At 65.0% G+C, this 19804-nt stretch carries 13 protein-coding genes; 7 read left to right on the forward strand and 6 right to left on the reverse strand.

Annotated features, from left to right (window positions below; translation table 11 throughout):
- Window positions 1–52: 52 nt before the first annotated feature.
- From ACR64R_RS02770 to ACR64R_RS02785, 4 genes are all read left to right on the forward strand, one after another.
- Entirely contained in the window at window positions 53–1603 is a 1551-nt protein-coding gene (locus ACR64R_RS02770; RefSeq protein ID WP_487360171.1) for a Do family serine endopeptidase, read from the forward strand.
- Between the two features lie 371 nt (window positions 1604–1974).
- Complete coding sequence (locus tag ACR64R_RS02775) at window positions 1975–2649, forward strand: response regulator transcription factor (protein ID WP_127867194.1); 675 nt, start codon at window positions 1975–1977, stop codon at window positions 2647–2649.
- A gap of 8 nt (window positions 2650–2657) precedes the next feature.
- Window positions 2658–4136 carry a sensor histidine kinase gene (locus ACR64R_RS02780; protein ID WP_487360172.1) on the forward strand — a complete coding sequence of 493 codons (1479 nt, stop codon included), beginning with the start codon at window positions 2658–2660 and terminating at the stop codon, window positions 4134–4136.
- A gap of 11 nt (window positions 4137–4147) precedes the next feature.
- Complete coding sequence (locus ACR64R_RS02785) at window positions 4148–7114, forward strand: bifunctional [glutamine synthetase] adenylyltransferase/[glutamine synthetase]-adenylyl-L-tyrosine phosphorylase (RefSeq protein ID WP_487360173.1); 2967 nt, start codon at window positions 4148–4150, stop codon at window positions 7112–7114.
- Between the two features lie 38 nt (window positions 7115–7152).
- Here the strand turns inward: ACR64R_RS02785 and ACR64R_RS02790 are convergent, their stop codons facing one another.
- Both ACR64R_RS02790 and pepN read right to left on the reverse strand, forming a co-directional pair.
- Window positions 7153–9474 (reverse strand): PAS domain-containing sensor histidine kinase, encoded by a 2322-nt coding sequence (locus ACR64R_RS02790; RefSeq protein WP_487360174.1) that lies wholly within the window; start codon window positions 9472–9474, stop codon window positions 7153–7155.
- A gap of 178 nt (window positions 9475–9652) precedes the next feature.
- Window positions 9653–12298, reverse strand: coding sequence for an aminopeptidase N (gene pepN / locus ACR64R_RS02795; protein ID WP_487360175.1), 2646 nt, complete (start codon window positions 12296–12298; stop codon window positions 9653–9655).
- Between the two features lie 203 nt (window positions 12299–12501).
- Here pepN and ACR64R_RS02800 point away from each other — a divergent pair, with 203 nt between their 5' ends.
- Window positions 12502–13449 (forward strand): DMT family transporter, encoded by a 948-nt coding sequence (locus ACR64R_RS02800; RefSeq protein ID WP_487360176.1) that lies wholly within the window; start codon window positions 12502–12504, stop codon window positions 13447–13449.
- A 4-nt stretch (window positions 13450–13453) separates the two neighbouring features.
- Here ACR64R_RS02800 and ACR64R_RS02805 read toward each other — a convergent pair whose 3' ends face one another.
- The 3 genes from ACR64R_RS02805 to ACR64R_RS02815 form a co-directional block, all read right to left on the reverse strand.
- Complete coding sequence (locus tag ACR64R_RS02805) at window positions 13454–14266, reverse strand: helix-turn-helix domain-containing protein (protein ID WP_487360177.1); 813 nt, start codon at window positions 14264–14266, stop codon at window positions 13454–13456.
- A 213-nt stretch (window positions 14267–14479) separates the two neighbouring features.
- Window positions 14480–15421, reverse strand: coding sequence for a uracil-DNA glycosylase (locus tag ACR64R_RS02810; protein WP_487360178.1), 942 nt, complete (start codon window positions 15419–15421; stop codon window positions 14480–14482).
- Between the two features lie 46 nt (window positions 15422–15467).
- Window positions 15468–16106: a hypothetical protein gene (locus ACR64R_RS02815; protein WP_487360179.1), complete on the reverse strand. Its 639-nt coding sequence runs from the start codon at window positions 16104–16106 to the stop codon at window positions 15468–15470.
- Between the two features lie 251 nt (window positions 16107–16357).
- Here ACR64R_RS02815 and ACR64R_RS02820 point away from each other — a divergent pair, with 251 nt between their 5' ends.
- Window positions 16358–18037: an electron transfer flavoprotein-ubiquinone oxidoreductase gene (locus ACR64R_RS02820; protein ID WP_487360180.1), complete on the forward strand. Its 1680-nt coding sequence runs from the start codon at window positions 16358–16360 to the stop codon at window positions 18035–18037.
- Between the two features lie 94 nt (window positions 18038–18131).
- Window positions 18132–18725 carry a DUF922 domain-containing protein gene (locus ACR64R_RS02825; protein ID WP_487360181.1) on the forward strand — a complete coding sequence of 198 codons (594 nt, stop codon included), beginning with the start codon at window positions 18132–18134 and terminating at the stop codon, window positions 18723–18725.
- Window positions 18726–18783: 58 nt separating this feature from the next.
- Here ACR64R_RS02825 and ACR64R_RS02830 read toward each other — a convergent pair whose 3' ends face one another.
- Entirely contained in the window at window positions 18784–19794 is a 1011-nt protein-coding gene (locus ACR64R_RS02830; protein ID WP_487362360.1) for an endonuclease/exonuclease/phosphatase family protein, read from the reverse strand.
- Between the last annotated feature and the right edge of the window lie 10 nt (window positions 19795–19804).

Raw genomic sequence — 19804 nt, forward strand, 5'->3', positions numbered from 1 at the left:
CCGAGGATGCTTCGCCTGAGCGCATCCGCGTCGATAGAGGATAAGAAACCCCATGAATAATGCCCCCAATTCATTTTTGAGCACCCGAAAGCGCCTGATGGCCGCCGTCGCTTCCCTGGCCGTTGTCGGCACGGTTGGCGCTGGCATGCTCGCAACCGGCACTGCCCCCGTGCTGGCCGATGCCGTGCGTGTCGAAGCCCCGCAGGTGCCGAGCTTCGCCGATGTCGTCGAGCATGTCTCGCCGGCGGTGGTCAGCGTCAAGGTCAAGGCCAAGATCCAGCCGACGGCCGATAACGGCTCCGACAATCAGGATGGCTTCGACAACCTCCCCGACAATCCGCAGATGCGCCGCTTCTTCAAGGAGTTCCGCGGCTTTGGCGACCAGGGCGGCCAGTTCGGCATGCGCCGCTTCGGCCATCGCGACCGCGGCAATGGCGAGCCGCGCCCGGTTGCCCAGGGCTCGGGCTTCTTCATCTCGGAGGATGGCTATCTCGTCACCAACAACCATGTCGTGTCGGAAGGCTCGGACTTCACCGTCGTCACCAATGACGGCAAGGAACTCGACGCGAAGCTGATTGGCACCGATCCGCGCACCGACCTCGCCGTGCTCAAGGTCGATGGCGGCGGCAGCAAGTTCACCTATGTCGACTTCGCCGACGACTCCAAGGTCCGCATCGGCGATTGGGTGGTTGCCGTCGGCAATCCGTTCGGCCTTGGCGGCACCGTCACCGCCGGCATCGTATCGGCCCGCGGCCGCGACATTGGCGCCGGCCCCTATGACGATTTCATCCAGATCGACGCTTCGGTCAACCGCGGCAATTCGGGCGGTCCGACCTTCAACCTCAACGGCCAGGTGATCGGTATCAACACCGCCATCTTCTCGCCGTCCGGCGGCAGCGTCGGCATTGCCTTTGACATCCCGGCCTCGACCGCCAAGCAGGTCGTCCAGGACCTGATGAAGAGCGGCTCCGTGCAGCGCGGCTGGCTCGGCGTCGAGATCCAGCCGGTCACCTCCGACATCGCCGAGTCGCTCGGCCTGAAGTCGGACAAGGGCGCGCTGGTCTCGAGCGCCCAGGACGCCGGTCCGGGCAAGAAAGCCGGCATCGTCGCTGGTGACGTCATCACCCAGGTCGACGGCAAGGACGTCGCCTCGCCCAAGGAACTGGCCCGCATGATCGGTGCATTCGCGCCGGGCAAATCGGTCGATGTCACGGTCTGGCGCAACGGCAAGAACGAGACGGTCAAGGTCGATCTCGGCACGCTGCCCTCGAGCGACAAGCAGGCCTCGAACGAGGACAGCAGCAAGCAGACGGCGCCCGCCGCCAAGGCGGACACGCTGGCTGATCTCGGTCTCACCGTCACCAAGGCGGAAAACGGCAAGGGCCTCGTAGTCACCGATGTCGATCCCGACAGCGACGCGGCCGACCGCGGCATCCAGCCGGGCGACGTCATCACCTCGATCAACTCGAACGACGTCAACACCACCGACGACGTATCCAAGGCAATGACGGACGCCGCGAAGGCCGGCCGCAAAGCGGTGCTGATGCAGATCACACGCGACAACTCGAACCGCTTCGTCGCGCTGCCGGTCGGCAAGGGCTGAGGTGCCGCGCATGGCCCCGAAAACTTCATGGGTTTTCGGAAAGGATCATGCGCCACTGGAAGACGTTCAGATTTTCCCTGCGGCGGTATCAACACCCCCGAGTCGCCGCCGGGAAAACATGGGGCCGAGCACGTAAGTCAGTCACCGTGTTTCGCTCCTGGCGGCAGCGGGTTTCCCATCACCCGCTGCCGCTTTGACTTCGCGCATGTCGCCCAAAAGTGGGGACCGGTTTTGGGATTACGACATGCGAACGAAATGCATGTTGCCCAAAGATGGTTGCCGGTTTTGGGAAGAAGACATGCGACCAACAAGGCAAGGCATGAAGAATGGCCGCCTCTCAAACTTCCAATGAAATCGCGTATAACGGCTCCATGAAGATTCTCGTCATGGAAGACGATCGCGAGGCAGCGGACTACTTGCAGAAAGCCTTCGCCGAGGCGGGCCACACCGCCCATGTCGCCGGTGACGGCGAGACCGGCTTCGCGCTCGCGGATGCCGGCGACTATGACGTGATGGTGGTCGACCGCCTGATGCCGCGCCGCGACGGCCTGTCGGTAATCGCCGCTCTTCGCTCGCGCGGCAATACCACGCCGGTGCTGATCCTGTCCGCGCTGGGCGAGGTCGACGACCGCGTCACCGGCCTGCGCGCCGGCGGCGACGATTACCTCACCAAGCCCTATGCCTTTTCCGAACTGCTGGCCCGCGTCGAAGTGCTGAACCGCCGCGCCGGCACGCGCGAATCCGAGACCGTCTACCGCGTCGGCGACCTCGAGCTCGACCGGCTGTCGCATTCGGTCAAGCGGGCCGGGCGCGAGATCACGCTGCAGCCGCGCGAGTTCCGTCTTCTCGAATACCTGATGCGCCATGCCGGCCAGGTGGTGACGCGCACCATGCTTCTGGAAAATGTGTGGGACTATCATTTCGATCCGCAGACCAACGTCATCGACGTCCATGTCTCGCGCCTGCGCGGCAAGATCGAAAAAGGCTTCGACAAGCCGATCCTGCACACGATCCGCGGCGCCGGCTACATGCTGAAGGGCGGGTAAAGCCGATCATGGCTCTTTCCCTGCCGGCCATTATGAAGACGACGGCGGCTCGGCTCTCGGCGCTTTATCTTCTGCTTTTCGCGCTCTGCGCGGTGCTGCTGGTCTTCTACATGACGTCGCTGTCGGCGCGCATGCTGACCGCGCAGACGCAGGAGACCATCAACGACGAGGTGCTGGGCCTGGCCCGTGCCTATCAGCGCGGCGGCCTTCCGGTGCTGGTGCGGGTGGTCGAAAACCGCTCGCGCCAGCCGGGCGCCAATCTCTATCTGATTGCCGACGCCAACGGCCAGATCCTGACAGGCAACGTGCAGAGCCTGGAGCCCGGGGTGATCGAGACGGAGGGCTGGACGACCGAGCCTTTCTCCTACCAGCGCTTCGGCGAGGGCGAGCTCGACCGGCTGCGCAGTGGAGCCACGGACCAGACCACGCCCCCAGCCGGCGATGGCAACAGTCCGCAGTCGACAGGGGAAAAGGGCCACAACGCCATCGCGCTGGTGCTGAGGCTGCCCAACCAGATGATCATGCTGGTTGGCCGCGACCTCGGCGAACCCGAGCGTTTCCGCGCGGTCATCAGCCGCGCGCTGACCCTGGCGCTGGGCATGATGGGCCTGGGCGGCATCCTGATCTGGTTCTTCGTCGGGCGCGCCGCCCTGAAGCGCATCGACAGCGTGTCGGACGCAAGCCGCCGCATCATGGGTGGCGACTTGTCCGGACGGCTCCCCGTGACCGGCGCCGGGGACGAATTTGACCGCCTGTCGGAAAACCTCAATTCGATGCTGGCGAGGATCGCCATGTTGAATGAGGGGCTGAAACAGGTCTCCGACAACATTGCCCATGATCTGAAGACGCCGCTGACCAGGCTGCGCAACCGTGCCGAGGCTACGCTCGCCGGCAAGCACAGGACGCAGGACTACCGCCAGGCGCTTGAACGCACGATCGCGGAGTCCGACCAACTCATCAAGACGTTCAACGCCATCCTGATGATCTCGCGCCTGGAGGCCGGCTATTCCTCGGAACAGACCGGTCCGGTCGATCTCGCCGCCACGGTGAGCGACGTCGTCGAGCTCTACGAACCGGTGGCGGAGGAGGCAGGCGTCGCGCTTGAAGCGACAGTGCCCGAAGGCTTCACGATCAACGGCAATCGCGAGCTGATCGGCCAGGCGCTGTCCAACATCGTCGACAACGCCATCAAATATTCGACCGATGCCGTCGAGGCGCCGAAAGTGCGGGTGACGCTGGAGCGTCTCGGCAACGAGATCAAGCTTACGGTCAGCGACAACGGCCACGGCATTCCCGACGACGCCGACCGCGCACGGGCCACCGAGCGCTTCGTGCGTCTGGAAAAGAGCCGGTCGCAGCCAGGCTCGGGCCTCGGCCTCAGCCTCGCCAAGGCAATCATGACTTTCCACAATGGCAGGCTTGATCTTTTGCCCGCCAATCCCGGATTGTCCGTGGTCATGAGTTTCCCGCTGCGGGAGACGCATTGATGGCGAGGACAATGGCGAAGAAACCAGTCGAGCCCGAATGGCGGCTTGCCCCCACCGTGGCGCTCCGTCCCCTGGACGCGAAACATGCCGGGCGCCAATTGTCGGAAATCGCCGATGCCGCCGAAGAAGAAGGGCTTTCCCGTCTCGCTGCATTCCTGGCCGACGAGGGGCCGCTGCAGAACACGCTGGCGGCCATCTTCGACCTTTCGCCCTTTCTGCGCGATGTGGCGCGCCGGCGGCCGGCAATTCTCAACACGCTGTTCGACGAGACGGTCGAAGCGCGGCTCGGCGCCATCAGCGCGGCGATTGGCGGCGCGGCAAAGGCTGACGACGCCTCCGAGCCGGGCCTGATGATGGCGCTGCGGCAATGGAAGACCGAAGCGCATTTCCTGATCGCGCTGGCCGACCTTTCTGGCGAGGCGGAGACTTCGGCGACGGTACGCCGCCTCAGCGATCTCGCGGACGCCTCTACAAACGCCGCCGTCGATTTCCTGCTTCTCGACGCGCATCGGCAAGGCAGGCTCAAGCTGCCGAATCATGCGGAACCGGCCAAGGGCTCGGGCTGGATCCTGCTCGGCATGGGCAAGCTTGGCGCGCATGAGCTCAATTTTTCCTCTGACATCGACCTCGTCGTCTTCTTCGACCCGGAGGCGCAGGCCGTCATCGATCCGCTCGACGCGACCGAACTGTTCTCCCGGCTCACCCGCCGTCTCGTGCGCATCCTGCAGGACCGCACCGAGCACGGCTATGTCTTCCGCACCGACCTCAGGCTGCGCCCCGATCCGGGCTCGACGCCGCTGGCGATCCCGGTCGAGGCAGCGCTTCGCTATTATGAGGCGCGCGGCCAGAACTGGGAGCGCGCGGCCATGATCAAGGCGCGGCCGGTGGCCGGCGACCTCGCCGCGGGCGCGGCCTTCCTCAAGGAATTGCAGCCCTATGTCTGGCGCAAATACATGGACTATGCGGCGATCGCCGACGTCCACTCGATCAAGCGCCAGATCCATGCCCACAAGGGTCATGGCGAGATCGCCGTGAAGGGCCACAACGTCAAGCTCGGCCGCGGCGGCATCCGCGAGGTCGAGTTCTTCGTGCAGACCCAGCAGCTCATCGCCGGCGGCCGATTCCCGGAATTGCGTGGCCGCGAGACGGTGCCGATGCTCGCAGCACTCGCCGCGCGCGGCTGGATCACCGCCGATGCGCGCGATGCGCTGACGCGCCAATACTGGTTCCTGCGCCGTGTCGAGCACGCCATCCAGATGGTGGCCGACGAGCAGACGCACATTCTGCCGGACAGCGATGAGGAACTTAAACGCATCGCCCTGATGCTTGGCTTTGCCGGCGAGGCGGACTTCACGCAGGCCTTCCGGGCTTCGCTGCAGGAGGTCGAGCGCCACTATGCGGCGTTGTTCGAGACAGCCCCCGAACTGTCGGCCGGCGTCGGCAACCTGGTGTTCACGGGCGATGTCGACGACCCCGACACGCTACAGACCCTGCACAGGCTGGGTTTCCAACGACCGAGCGATATCTGCCGGGTCATCCGCGGCTGGCATTTCGGCCGCTACCGCGTCACACAGTCGGCGGAAGCTCGCGAGCGGTTGACCGAACTGACTCCGGCGCTGCTGAAGGCCTTCGGGCAAACGCGGCGCGCCGACGAGGCGCTGATGCGCTTCGACGAGTTCCTCGCCGGCCTGCCGGCGGGCATCCAGCTTTTCTCGCTGCTGCAGTCGAACCCGGCGCTGCTCAAGCTGATGGCGACGATCATGGGCGCGGCGCCGCGGCTGGCTGCCATCATCACCAGACGCCCGCACGTTTTCGACGGCCTGCTCGATCCGGCGCTGCTTACCGAACTGCCCGACCGCGCCTATCTTTCGGCACGGCTTGCCGCCTTCATCGAGGGCGACCGCGCTTACGAGGACGTGCTCGACCGCCTGCGCATATTCGCCTCGGAGCAGAAATTCCTGATCGGCGTGCGCTTGCTTGCCGGCTCGATCGACCCCGCGCGGGCGGGGCGGGCCTTCTCCGATCTCGCCGATCTCACCATAGAGGCGGCGCTTCAGGCTGTGATCGCCGAATTCGCACTGCGCCATGGCAGGATCGCCGGCGGCAGGGTGGCACTGCTCGGCATGGGCAAGCTTGGCAGCCGCGAACTTACTGCGGGCTCCGACGTCGACCTTATCCTGCTCTACGACCACGATGCCGACGCGGAAGATTCCGACGGCGACAAGCCGCTGGCGCCGTCGCACTACTATACCCGCATGACGCAGCGCCTGATCGCTGCGGTGTCGGCCCCGACGGCCGAAGGCGTGCTCTACGAACTGGACTTGCGCCTGCGCCCTTCCGGCAACAAGGGGCCGGTCGCCACCCATGTCGACGCATTCAAGAAATATCAGCGCCAGGATGCCTGGACCTGGGAGCACATGGCGCTGGCCCGGGCCCGCGCCATCGGCGGCGATGACGAGCTTTGCGCCGAACTCGAGACGGAAGTAGCGGCGGTTCTGGCGCAGCCGCGCGATGCCCCCAAGGTCAAGGCCGAGGCCTCGGAAATGCGGGCGCTGATCGAGAAGGAGAAGCCGCCGCGCGATCTTTGGGACATCAAGCTGATCCCTGGCGGGCTCATCGATCTCGAATTCATCGCCCAGGTCGCAACCATCACCGGCAAAATCGAGCCCGGGCGCCGGGTGACGGCGACCGCTGATATTCTGGCGCGGCTTTCTCCGGATTTTGCCGCAGCCGATGTGCGCGAAGAGCTTGGCGAAGCCTACAGGCTCTATCTGGCGCTGACCCAGATGATCAGGCTTTGCCTGACCGGCGAGTTCCAGCGCGACGACGTCCCGCCGGGGCTTTCGGACCTGCTCCTCGCGGTCACCGATCTGCCGGATTTCGGCGTGCTGGAAGCACATCTCGAGGAGACGTCGCGGAACGTCAGGAAGGATTTTGACCTTCTTCTGCGGAATGCGGGCGCGCCGAAGCGCGGTTAAACTGCCTTCGACCCAGCGCTGCTTCTTTTCAACGAACCTTAGGCCGCCACCTTCACCGTTGGCGGCGCCTTCTTCAGCGGAATGCGCACCGACACGATCGTGCCGACGCCTTCGGTCGAGCGGATCTTCAGCGCGCCGCCCTGCAGTTCGGCCAGCGAGCGCGAAATGGCCAGACCGAGACCCGAGCCGGTATGGTTTTTTGAGAACTGGTTCTGCACCTGCTCAAAGGGCCGGCCGAGCTTGCTCAGCGCATGCTTGGGGATGCCGCAGCCATTGTCCTCGATGGTGAGCAGAAGCGCCCCTGAAGTGTTGCGTGCCCTCACCGTGATCTTGCCGCCCTGTCCGGTGAACTTCACCGCGTTGGAGAGCAGGTTGATGGCGATCTGCTTGATGGCGCGTCGGTCGGCGTAGAGCCGTATCGAGTCGGCGATGCGCGTCTCGACATTGATCGACTTTTCCGCCGCCTGCAGCGAGATGACCCGCACCGTCTCCTTGATCAGCGGGCAGAGGTCGATCTCCTCGCGGTCGAGCGAGAACTGGCCCGCTTCGATCTTCGACATGTCGAGGATGTCGTTGATGACGCCGAGCAGATATTTTCCGCTGCCGTTGATGTCGGTCGCGTATTCCTCGTAGCGCTCGGAGCCCAGCGGCCCGAACAGGCCCTGCTGCATCAACTCGGAGAAGCCGATGATGGCGTTGAGCGGCGTGCGCAACTCGTGCGACATGTTTGCGAGGAACTCCGACTTGGCGCGGTTGGCCGCCTCGGCGCGCTCGGTTTCCTTCATGTATTTGCGGTTGAGCTCCACAAGTTCGCTTGCGCGTTCCTCCTCGGCGCGGCGGGCGAGGCTGAGGTCGTGGATTGTCGCCATCAGCCGGCGCTCGCTGTCGACCAGCTTCTCCTGGTGCAGCTTGATCTGTGTGATGTCGGAGCCGACCGAGACGATGCCGCCGTCGCGTGTCCTGAGCTCGTTGACTTGCAGCCAGCGGCCGTCGGCAAGCTGGCGCTCCAGGGTAACGCCGCCATGCGGGCCGTTGGCGTTGGCGAGCCTGCGCTCCGAGGCGAAGGCCAGCATCCTCTCCTCCAGCGCGTCGCGACCGACGCCCGGCACGACGTCGCGGTCAGACAGTCCGTTGTCCTTCTGGAACTTCGAATTGCACATGATCAGCCGTTCGGAGGCGTCCCACAGCACGAAGGATTCGTTGATGTTCTCGATCGCGGTCCTGAGCCGCATGTCGGCCGCTTCCGACCGCAGCGCCAGGTGCCGCTGCTCGGTGACGTCCACGGCGATACCGATCAACTGGATTTCGGGCGCCTCCGGGTCGATCACTTGCGCCCGGGCCCGCATCCACACCCATTGCCCATCGGCATGGCGCATGCGGAAGACCTGGTCGATATGGTCGATCTCGCGTTCGACGATGCGGTTGGCGAGCTCGAACAGGTCGCCGTCCTCGGGGTAGATGATCTCGTCGACCTCGCCGAAGGATAACATCGCGTCGCAGGGTTCATAGCCCAGCATGTCGTACATCGAGCGCGACCAATACATCTTGCCGCGCACCATGTCCCAGTCCCACAACCCGCAGCGGCCGCGCACCAGCGCCATGTCGATGCGTTGATGCGCCTCGAGATAGATGCGGTCCGCCGCCTGGGCACGCGCCGCCTGACCGAAATACGCATAGAGGATGACGATCAGCACGCCCGCGGTCAGCACGAAAAGCGTGACGTTGAGCGACATCGACTTGCGCCAGTCGTCGAACACCGCATCCTGCGGCACGAGCACCGCGGCTGCATTCTTGCGGTTCCCGCTCAGGCTGACGGCGGCGAACCAGTCTTGCCCGGCGATGCTGACATCCATCACGCCGGCACGGTCGCCGAACATGAACAGCGGCTGGCCGCCCAGCACAAGGCTGTCGAGCGCACGGCCCTGCCATCCGGTAGAAAGCGGCGAAACGGCGGTGACCTTGAAGTTGGCGTCGGTGATGGCGAGCACGTGGGCGCGGCTCATGGCGCCCAGGCGGCTGGTGTTTTCCAGCAGGCTTATGGCATTGGCGCCGGCGGCGGTGGGGTCCGCGGTGACCGCCTGCGCCATCTGGCCGGAGGCCAGCGCCAGCACCGCCTTGGCGTCACGCTCGATCTGGTCATGCTGGTTCATCAACGACAGGAAGCGCAGCGCCGCGATGACGATGAGGAAGATGACGATCAACGCGGGGATCGAACGGCGCAGAATAGGTTCGGCGGCTAGCAGCCGCTGATAGGTGGGTTCGGCGATCAGGCGCGTATTGCCGGCAAGCCCATCGCTCCTTGACTTGCGACGCGCAAAAGCCTTCCCTCCGGGCGCGCCCCACGCGTCCGCCTTGGCCATAAATGGCACTCCCCGATCTGCCGTGTACTTGGATGACCCGGATACGCCGCACGCCCGAATCGCCATTAAAGAATCAAACGTGATTCGCCTTGTCCAGAGGCACGGGCGAAAAAGATTAAAAGTTGATTGAAATTCGCCTTTTTCCCTTCTTCCGCAAGGGTAGAAGGCGAGGGTCGTGCTACGCCAGCGTCCTTTCCACGATGTCGCGCAAATCGGCCGACAGGTTCTCGACCTTGGCCATGTCGAGCAGCGCCTCCCTTGCCTTGGCCTGGCGTCCGGGCTCCAGCGAGCGCCAGGAGCGCAGCGCCGTCGCCAGCCGCGCCGCCACTTGCGGGTTGCGCTTCTCGACCTCCAGCACCGTCTCGGCGAAGAAGCGGTAGCCTTCACCGTCGGCGCGGTGGAAACCGGTCTGGTTGGCGCTGGAGAAGGTGCCGATCAGCGATCGCACCCGGTTCGGGTTGGCGATCGAGAAGGCCGGGTGCCGCATCAACTCGCGCACCTTCTCTACGGTCCTGGCGCCGGGCACGCCAGCCTGGATCTGGAACCATTTGTCGAGCACCAGCGCATCGCCGCGATAGCGGGCCTCGAAGCCGGCCAGCGCTGCTTCCGCCTCGAACGTGCCGGAATGGCGATGCGCCAATACGGCGAGCGCGGCGGCGCGATCGGTCATGTTGGTGGCGGCGGTGAAGTGCTGTGCAGCGAGGCCGGCGCCACCCGTCATCAGCGAAAGATAGTCGAGCAGGATGTTGCGGAGGGCCCTGCGTCCCGCGCTCGCCGCGTCCGGTGTGAACGGGCCCTTGTCGGCGAGGCTTTCATAGAGCGCCTCGAAGGCATCGCGGTTTGCCTGGGCGATCGTCCGCGCCAGCGCCTCGCGCGCTGCAAAGATGGCGTCGGGGTCGATGTCCCTGCCGATGTCGCGGGCAATGTCGGCTTCGCCGGGCAGCGCCAGCGCCAGCGCCCGGTAGGCCGGTTCCAGCGCTTCGTCGCCGGCGATCCTGCCGGCAAGCTCGGCGAGCCGTGCCGCGAAGACCGGCTCCCTGCCGCCGAGGATCTGGCGGAAGGCGGCGATCAGCGCGTCGGTCAAAAGCGTGTTGAAGGCCTGCCAGCGCGAGAAGGCGTCGCTGTCATGCGCTGCGAGGAAGAATTGATCGTCGGACTTCTGCTGCACCGAAAGTGTGATCGGCGCCGAGAAGCCGCGGTTGAGCGACACCGAAGGGCGCTGCGAAACGCCGGAGAAGCGCACCGTGTGCCGGCGCTTGCGGATATGGATGACGCCGTCGTCCACCGTCGCGCCCTCGACCGCGTCCCAAGCGACAGGCTTGCCGTCGGCGCCGACAAGTCCGAACGCAAGGGGAATATGCATCAGCCGCTTGCGGCTTTCCGACGGCGTCGGCGGCACCGACTGTTCGATCTCCAGCGTGAACTCCCTGGCCGCCGCATTGTGCGTGTAGCTCACCGTCAGGTTCGGCGTGCCGGCCTGATGGTACCAGAGCGCGAACTGCGCCAGATCGCGGCCAGAGACGTCCTCGAACACTTTGAGGAAATCCTCGATGGTCGCGGCCTGGCCGTCATGTCGCTCGAAATAGAGGTCCATGCCGGCACGGAAGAGTTTGGCGCCGAGGATGGTGCGGATCATGCGCACCACCTCCGAGCCCTTCTCGTAGACGGTCGCGGTGTAGAAATTGTTGATCTCGCGGTAACGGCGCGGCCTGACCGGATGCGCCAGCGGTCCCTGGTCTTCCGGGAACTGATGCGCGCGGAGCGTGCGCACTTCGGCGATGCGCTTGACCGCTCGCGAGCGCTGGTCGGCGGAGAACTCGTGGTCGCGGTAAACGGTCAGCCCTTCCTTGAGGCAGAGCTGGAACCAGTCGCGGCAAGTGATTCTGTTGCCGGTCCAATTGTGGAAATACTCATGCGCGATGATCGCCTCGATATTGGCGAAATCGGCGTCCGTCGCGGTCTCCTCGTCGGCCAGAACATATTTGTCGTTGAAGACGTTCAGGCCCTTGTTCTCCATGGCGCCCATGTTGAAGTCCGACACGGCGACGATGTTGAAGACGTCGAGGTCGTATTCGCGGCCGAAGGCTTCCTCGTCCCATTTCATTGAGCGCTTCAGCGCGTCCATCGCGTAGCCGGCGAGCCGCTCCTTGCCGGGTTCGACATAGATGCCGAGCTCGACCTCGCGGCCGGACATGGTGGTGAAGCTGCCGGCAACCTTGCCGAGCGCGCCCGCCACCAGCGCGAAGAGGTAGGAAGGCTTGGGGAAGGGGTCGTGCCAGACCGCGTAGTGCCGGCCATTGGCGAGCGCGCCGCGTTCGACGGGATTGCCGTTGGAGAGCAGCAGCGGCGCCTCGTTGTGCGGGGCTTCGATGCGAACGGTGTAGACCGACAGGATGTCGGGACGGTCGAGGAAATAGGTGATGCGGCGAAAGCCCTCGGCCTCGCATTGCGTGCAATAGACGTTGTTGGAGCGATAGAGGCCCATCAGCGCCTCGTTGCGCGAAGGCGCGATTTCCGTCTCCAGGCGCAGCTCGAAGCGCGGCGTTGGCGGCGGCTTCAGGATCGTCAGCTGGTCCGGCGTCGCCTCATAATCGCTGGCCGACAGCGCCTGCCCGTCTATCGCCACGCCGAGCAGCGTCAGCCCGTCGCCGTCGAGCACCAGCGGCGCCGAAGCGGCGACACCTTCTCGCCGCTCGATCGTGAGCAGCGCGGTGACGCGGGTTGCGTCCGGCGACAGGCGGAAGTCGAGGCCGGTCACGGGGATGAGATAGTCACTGGGGCGATAGTCTTCGAGCTTGAAGATATGGCCGGTATCCGTGCGCATTCCTTGAACTTTTCCTGTCGATTTCGGGCGAGAGCGAGCTTGGCTGATCCAAGAATTTCGAGCTGCGCGCTCTTTACACGAAACGCCCACGCGACAAAACTGCGCGATAGGGTGTGTTTTCGCAATTCTGGTCACACACTTTTCCCGGAATTGCACTTAGGCTATTTCGCGGCTTCTTTTTGCGACCACCCTCACGAGGCGAGATGACCATCGATCATGCCGTCGGCCACGACACGCTGCGCGGCATCACGCTGAAGATCGTCTCGGTGGCGGTCTTCGTTGGCATGCAGACCTGCATCAAGGCGGCCGGCGACGTACCCGCCGGGCAGATCGTCTTCTTCCGCTCCTTCTTCGCCATCTTCCCGATCATCGCCTTCCTGGCCTTCAAGGGTGACCTCGCCACCGCATTCACGACCAGGCGCCCCTTCAACCACATTGCTCGCGGTCTCGTCGGCGTCGGCGCCATGGGGCTTGGCTTCTTCGCGCTGACCCGGTTGCCGCTGCCGGAGGCGATCACGCTGAACTACGCCCAGCCGCTGCTGGTCGTCGTGTTCTCCTCAATCTTCCTCGGCGAGACGATTCGCGTCTACCGCTGGAGCGCGGTCGCCGTCGGCCTTGCCGGCGTGCTGATCATCTCCTGGCCGGAACTGACGCTGCTCAATTCCGATCAGGCCCTCGACGACCAGGAGGTGCTCGGCGTCATGGCGGCGTTGATCGCCGCCGCGATCTCGGCGGTCGCCATGCTCCTGGTGCGCAATCTCGTGCAGACGGAGAAGACGGCGACCATCGTTCTATGGTTCTCCTCGACGGCTTCGGTCCTGTCGCTTTTCACGCTGCCCTTCGGCTGGCAGGCGCTGACGCCGATGCAGGCCGCGCTGCTTGTCGTTGCGGGCTTCTGCGGCGGGCTCGGCCAGATCCTGATGACGGCGGCCTATCGCCATGCCGAAGCCTCGGTGGTGGCGCCTTTCGAATACACCTCGATGATCCTTGGCGTCGTCGTCGGCTATTTCGTCTTCGGCGACGTGACCTCGCTCAACACGCTCGTCGGCGGCGTGATCGTGGTCGCCGCCGGCATCTTCATTATCTGGCGCGAGCGGCAGCTCGGCCTGGAGCGCACGCGCACCAGGACGGTCGCGCCGCCGCAGGGGTGAGGCTCTACGAAGCAGTCGCCCGCTCTTTTGCCAGCCGCACCAGCAGCGCTCGTGTCTGCTCGTCGGCCGGGAAAAAGGATTCGATCGCCAGTTCCGACAGGGTGACATCGAGCGGCGTGCCGAACACGGTTATGGTGCTGATGAAGGACAGCACCTGATCGCCATGCGCGAGCCGCAGCGGATGCACGATGCCGCTCGTCTCGACCGGCGCGGGCTTGGTGCTCTTGAGCCCCGAAGGATAGGTCCGCAGCTCGCGCTCCAGCTCGATCAGCACCGGATCGCCGGTCGCGTCGTTCTGGTGCTTCAGCCGTTCGAGCAGATGCGCGCGCCATTCCGCCAGATTGACGATGCGCGGCGCGACACCGCCTGGATGGAGGCTGAGCCTCAACACATTGACCGGCGGTGCAAGCAGGAACGACTCGGAAATGTCGGCGAGAAACGGCGCAATCGCGGTGTTGGCCGAAACGAGGTTCCAATGCCGGTCAACCGCCAGTGCCGGAAAGGGCTCGTGACCCTTGAGCACGGTCTCGACCGCGGCCATCGCCGGAGCCAGCGTCGCATCGGTGAGCGGCTTTTCGCTGAAGCTCGGCGCGAAGCCCGCCGCAAGCAGGAGCTGGTTGCGCTGTCTGAGCGGGATCGAAAGCTGCTCGGCCAGATGCAGCACCATGTCGCGCGACGGCTGGGCGCGGCCGCTTTCGACGAAGGAAAGATGCCGCTGCGAGATATCGGCCTCCATGGCAAGGTCGAGCTGGCTCATGCGCCGCCGCGTGCGCCATTCGCGGATAAGGCTGCCGGCGGAGATTTCGGAGGTGGTCATGGGGGAATGAATAAGGCGGCCAGGGGAGCAGTTCAATTACCTGGGAGGTTATGGCTCCTCCTTCTCACCTTGTGGGAGAAGGTGTCGCCGAAGGCGGCGGATGAGGGGTGCTCCAGGGAACGCCGACGTCTCGCTGCGCTGGAACACCCTAATCCGTCTCGGCGCTGCACGCCGATCCACCTTCTCCCACAAGGGGAGAAGGGAAAAGTGCGCTTACCCCGACGCCTTCAGCTTCGCCTTCACCTCGAGAAAATCCCGCCACGCCAGCTTTTTATGCGCGGGGGTCCTGAGCAGATACGCCGGGTGCAACGTGGGCATCGCCGGAATAGCGATGCCGGAAGCGGTCGTATGCACACGCCAGTTGCCGCGCAGGCGCAGGATGCCTTCGGTCGTGTTGAGCAGTGTCTTGGCCGACGGTCCGCCGAGATTGACCAGCACTTTGGGATTGACCAGCTCGATCTGCCTTTCGATGAAGGGCCGGCAGATTTCGGTCTCGTGCGGCGTCGGCGTGCGGTTGCCGGGCGGCCGCCACGGAATGACGTTGGCGATATAGGCCGAGTTGCGATCGAGGCCGATCGCGGCAAGCATGCGGTCGAGCAGCCGGCCGGAGCGGCCGACGAAGGGCAGGCCTTCGAGGTCCTCGTCCCGGCCAGGCGCCTCGCCGACCAGCATCAGCTCGGCGTTCGGGTTGCCGTCGGCGAAGACCAGGTTCTTGGCGGTGAATTTGAGATTGCAGCCATCGAAGGCGGCCATGTGCTGGCGCAGCTCTTCGAGCGTCGAAGCACTTGCGGCGAGCTGCCGTGCCGCGGCCGCCTGTGCCTCGTCGGGGACAGCGGCGGCAGCCGGCATCCGCGCCGGCGCGTCCGGAATATTGCGCGCGTCGAGGCCGGATGAAGGCGCGGGCCGGTCGGGCGCCTGGGCTCGCGCCGCGGCCTGCTCGGGTGCCGGCCGAGTCTCGGACCTGGTCTCGAGGCGGGGGCCGGCCGGCGCGCGCTCGGCGGGGCGTTCAGCCGGTCCGCGTCCAGCCGACCTTGCCGCCGCTTCGGCAAACCGGTTGATCGGCGCGTCCTCAAGCGCGTCGTCGACGCCGGCGCTGGCATAGAATGCGAGCAGTTCGGCGATCTCGGCGGGTGTGCTGGGGGAGGCGGCAGTCATGGCGACACCATCGTCCGCGCGGCGCCGATTTGCAACCGCGATCAGATCATCCTGTCGGGATCCGCGGATCCTGCACGATGTAGAACGTCCAGCGCGGCGTGTAGTCGGTGATCAGGAAATCGAAGGTCGCCGTCTTCAACGGGTCCACCGTGCCGTTCCTGAACAACAGCCGGTCATAGGGTTCGAACTGGCGATCGAAATCGACGAAGTTGCTCGACCAGATGTTGTCGGGCGTCTTGTTGCGCTGGTCGAAGGACAGGCCGTCTCCGAACACGCTCGGCTGGTCGAGGATCTCCTGCAACTCGAACTGGAATTCCACCCAGGGTAGCGCGCTGTTGTTGAGCACGTCGATGCGCATATACATCACGCCGTTGGCAACTTCGCCGGCCTTGCCGAACGGTTCGATAGGCTTGGTCGCGCGGATCGTCAGCGTCACCGGGGTCGCCGAGTTCAACTCCTCCTTGATGATCAGCGGGTCTTCCCTGGTGCCGATGCCGGAAGCGCCGGTGATGCGGAAGCCGCCAAGCTCATCGGAGAAGGAATAGGCGCCCGTCGCCCACACCTTCACCGGATCCGCCTGCGCCGGCGCGGCCAGAAAGAGGAGCGGAAGAACCGCGCGCCAGACCGCGCCTGGCGTGAAGAGTAAGCGCTTCGATAAAAAGCCGGCTGGCTCTGGACTGCGCATGGCGTGAAGTATTGCCGATAACCAAGCCGTCGAACAATTAAAAACATGCCCGCACCGCCTGGCCTGCCAACCAATTGGCGCTGGCCTATGCTTGGCCATGGCCTCAGACGCGGCCTTTTCGTAGGGAAAACCGCGACTTTTTGTCGAAATCGGCGTTGTCACGTCAGCGCCGGTTTCGCGTCGCGAATTGATGCGCTATGCAGCGCGTGAGCCAGCACAATGCGAGAATGCGGCAAGCCATAGAGGGGTCGATGAGCGAAATCGAACGCGAAAGCATGGAATTCGACGTGGTGATCGTCGGCGCCGGTCCCGCCGGCCTTGCCGCCGCGATCCGTCTGAAGCAGATCAATCCGGACCTCTCCGTCGTTGTGCTGGAGAAGGGCGGCGAGGTGGGTGCCCATATCCTGTCCGGCGCTGTCGTGGACCCGATCGGCATCGACCGCCTGTTGCCCGGCTGGCGCGAGGAGAGCGATCATCCGTTCAAGACGCCGGTGACGGCGGACCATTTCCTGGTGCTTGGCCCCGCCGGCTCGTTCCGCCTGCCGAACTTCCTGATGCCGCCGCTGATGAACAATCACGGCAACTACATCGTCTCGCTCGGCAATGTCTGCCGCTGGCTGGCTACCAAGGCCGAGGCGCTCGGCGTCGAGATCTATCCGGGCTTCGCCGCGGCAAGCCTCGTCTACAACGATGCCGGCTCCGTCACCGGCGTCATCACCGGCGACATGGGCGTCGAGAAGGACGGCACGCATGGCCCGGCCTACGCGCCCGGCATGGCGCTGATGGGCAAATATGTGCTGATCGGCGAGGGTGCGCGTGGCTCCCTGGCCAAACAACTCATCGCCAAATACCGGCTTTCCGACGGCCGCGAGCCTGGCAAGTTCGGCATTGGTCTCAAGGAGCTGTGGCAGGTCAAGCCCGAGAACCACAAGCCGGGTCTCGTTCAGCATTCCTTCGGCTGGCCGCTCGACATGAAGACCGGCGGCGGCTCCTTCCTCTACCATCTCGAGGATAACCAGGTGGCGGTCGGCTTCGTCGTCCACCTGAACTACAAGAACCCCTATCTATCGCCCTTCGAGGAGTTCCAGCGCTTCAAGACGCATCCGGCCATCGCCGGCACCTTCGAAGGGGCCAAGCGTATCGGCTATGGCGCGCGCGCCATTACCGAGGGCGGCTGGCAGTCCGTGCCGAAGCTGTCGTTCCCGGGCGGAGTGCTGATGGGTTGCGCTGCCGGCTTCGTCAACGTGCCGCGCATCAAGGGTTCGCACAATGCGGTTCTTTCCGGCATGCTGGCGGCCGAGCATGTGGCCGAGGCGATCGCCGGCGGTCGCGCCAATGACGAGCTTGCCGCCTATGAGGAGGCCTGGCGCGGCAGCGACATCGGCAAGGACCTCAAGAAGGTGCGCAACGTCAAGCCGCTTTGGTCACGCTTCGGCACCATCGTCGGCGTCGGCATCGGCGGGCTGGATATGTGGCTGAACTCGCTGTTCGGCTTCTCGCCCTTCGGCACGCTGAAGCACGGCAAGGCCGACTATGCGGCGCTCGAGCCGGCGGCCAAGCATCACAAGATCGCCTATCCGAAGCCGGATGGCGTCCTGACCTTCGACCGGCTCTCCTCGGTGTTCCTGTCGAACACCAACCATGAGGAAAACGAGCCGGTGCACCTGATCGTCGGCGACATGGCCCTGCAGCAGCGGTCCGAGCACGACGTCTTCGCCGGCCCCTCGACCCGCTACTGCCCGGCGGGCGTCTATGAATGGGTGGATAAGGACGGCAACGCCGCCGCCGATCCCTCGGCCAAGGACGTCCGCTTCGTCATCAACGCGCAGAACTGCGTCCACTGCAAGACCTGCGACATCAAGGATCCGAACCAGAACATCAATTGGGTGCCGCCACAAGGCGGCGAAGGCCCGGTTTATCAGGGCATGTGAGCGGCCGGGTCATTTCGACCGCTAGCTTGGGAACCGCCAAGCCCGTTGAAGCCGCGCGCCGAGTATGGTCTCTTCGCCGCGCAAGGAGACGGACATGCGGCGGATCGGCCTGGCAACAATAGCAGCTGCCTGCGTGCTTTCGTGCGGGGCCGCTTCCGCCGATATCAGGGTGACCGTTCATGCGCGCACCTATGACGTCTCCGGCAGGACCGGCGCGGAACTGGTCGAAGCGATGAACCGCCAAGGTCCCAAGCACGGCTTCATGACCCGCGCCATAGCCGACACCAGCTACGTCGTGAATTGGGACCTGGACGTTGACCGCGTCGACGGCGTCTGTCGATTGCGGGGCGCCGACGGGACGATGGAACTCAAATACACTTTTCCTCGCCTTGTTTCGCCGCCGACACCTAAGCTCGAGCGGCGCTGGCGGCGCTTCCTCGCCGGCGTCCACGCCCACGAGCACCACCACGGACGCATCGCCAAGGCCATGATGCGCGCCACCGATAAGTCCATTGCCGGCCTTGAAATGGCCGACAACTGGTTCTGCACCGCCACCCGTCGCGAGGCCAGGCGCCGGATCGACGACGTCTACGCGAAATATGAGGCGAGACAGAACGCCTTCGACGCGCGCGAGCACCGCGACGGCGGGCATGTCGATCGGCTGGTCCATGCGCTGATCAAGAACTAAGCCGGGACGCGGCTATTTCGCCGGAGCGCGGTGGCCGACACTGCGTGCGTTGGGGTGCCTATCCGCGCCGCATGCCGAGCGCCTCGTTCGCCGCCAGCGCCGACTGATGCTCGTGCTGGGGCGCGTTGCTGTCAGGCGGCAGCGTGAATTCGACCAGCACCGGCAGATGGTCGGAGCCGGTATCCTCCAGGCGGGTGGACGACAGGATCGTCACCCCGCCCTTGCTGAACACCTGGTCGATCGGCAGGCCCGCATAGCGGCGCAGGACGTCGGGCAAGGTCCGGTGAATCCAGGTCGGGCCGGCCGACGGCATCAACGTCATGCCGCTGAGCCGAGCCACCCGCTGCACCGCCGCGCTCCATGGCACCGCGTTGCAGTCACCTGCCATGATCGCGGTTTCGCCGAGGGCGGCCAGCGGCTCCGCCAGTTCGCCGATCTGCCAGTACTGCTCCTTCGGCCACGGCCAGCTCAGATGGATCGCGGCGACGTCGACAGGAACACCGTTGAAGTCTAGCGTGGCGGTCGCCATCGCCCCGCGCGGCTCGCAACGCGGCGCGGTGCCGGCCGCGAAAGGACGGCGCGAGAGCAGCGCCACGCCGAATATGCCGTTGGGATAGTCGCAAAGGATGCGGTAGGGGTAGGCGCTCGCAATATAGCCGAGCTCTTTCGCCCACATGCCGGACACTTCATCGAGTGTGATCACGTCCGGATTGGTGCGGCCGATCAGCGACAGCACCTTCTTCGGCGTCGGGTTGTTGAAGCGCAGGTTCATCTGCAGCAGGCTGTAGACAATCCGGTCGGTTGGCTTTGCGACCGCCTGCTGCTCAGACAATCTGGGCAGCGCGCTTGTCGTCGTGGCGAAGCAGGCGATGGCGAAGACCAGTGCCGCGACCGCCTGCGCCCGGTAGGAACCGGCAAGCAGTGCCAGCGCGAGCAAGGCCGTCAGCAGGCTCAGATGCATGCGGAAATGCGAGAAGGAATCGAAGGCCGGGTTTAGCGCGCCGAAGAACCCGGCCAGCAGCGCGACCGAGCATGCCGTCATCGCCAGGAATGTCAGCTGAGCCATCATGCTCAAGCGC

Source organism: Mesorhizobium sp. MC2-1-1, assembly GCF_057597255.1.

Bases quoted from the DNA above. Each gene is read 5' to 3' on its own strand.
- ACR64R_RS02770 (WP_487360171.1), top strand. From the start codon at position 53: ATGAATAATGCCCCCAATTCATTTTTGAGCACCCGAAAGCGCCTGATG.
- ACR64R_RS02775 (WP_127867194.1), top strand. From the start codon at position 1,975: ATGAAGATTCTCGTCATGGAAGACGATCGCGAGGCAGCGGACTACTTG.
- ACR64R_RS02780 (WP_487360172.1), top strand. From the start codon at position 2,658: ATGGCTCTTTCCCTGCCGGCCATTATGAAGACGACGGCGGCTCGGCTC.
- ACR64R_RS02785 (WP_487360173.1), top strand. From the start codon at position 4,148: ATGGCGAAGAAACCAGTCGAGCCCGAATGGCGGCTTGCCCCCACCGTG.
- ACR64R_RS02790 (WP_487360174.1), bottom strand. From the start codon at position 9,474: ATGGCCAAGGCGGACGCGTGGGGCGCGCCCGGAGGGAAGGCTTTTGCG.
- pepN (WP_487360175.1), bottom strand. From the start codon at position 12,298: ATGCGCACGGATACCGGCCATATCTTCAAGCTCGAAGACTATCGCCCC.
- ACR64R_RS02800 (WP_487360176.1), top strand. From the start codon at position 12,502: ATGACCATCGATCATGCCGTCGGCCACGACACGCTGCGCGGCATCACG.
- ACR64R_RS02805 (WP_487360177.1), bottom strand. From the start codon at position 14,266: ATGACCACCTCCGAAATCTCCGCCGGCAGCCTTATCCGCGAATGGCGC.
- ACR64R_RS02810 (WP_487360178.1), bottom strand. From the start codon at position 15,421: ATGACTGCCGCCTCCCCCAGCACACCCGCCGAGATCGCCGAACTGCTC.
- ACR64R_RS02815 (WP_487360179.1), bottom strand. From the start codon at position 16,106: ATGCGCAGTCCAGAGCCAGCCGGCTTTTTATCGAAGCGCTTACTCTTC.
- ACR64R_RS02820 (WP_487360180.1), top strand. From the start codon at position 16,358: ATGAGCGAAATCGAACGCGAAAGCATGGAATTCGACGTGGTGATCGTC.
- ACR64R_RS02825 (WP_487360181.1), top strand. From the start codon at position 18,132: ATGCGGCGGATCGGCCTGGCAACAATAGCAGCTGCCTGCGTGCTTTCG.
- ACR64R_RS02830 (WP_487362360.1), bottom strand. From the start codon at position 19,794: ATGATGGCTCAGCTGACATTCCTGGCGATGACGGCATGCTCGGTCGCG.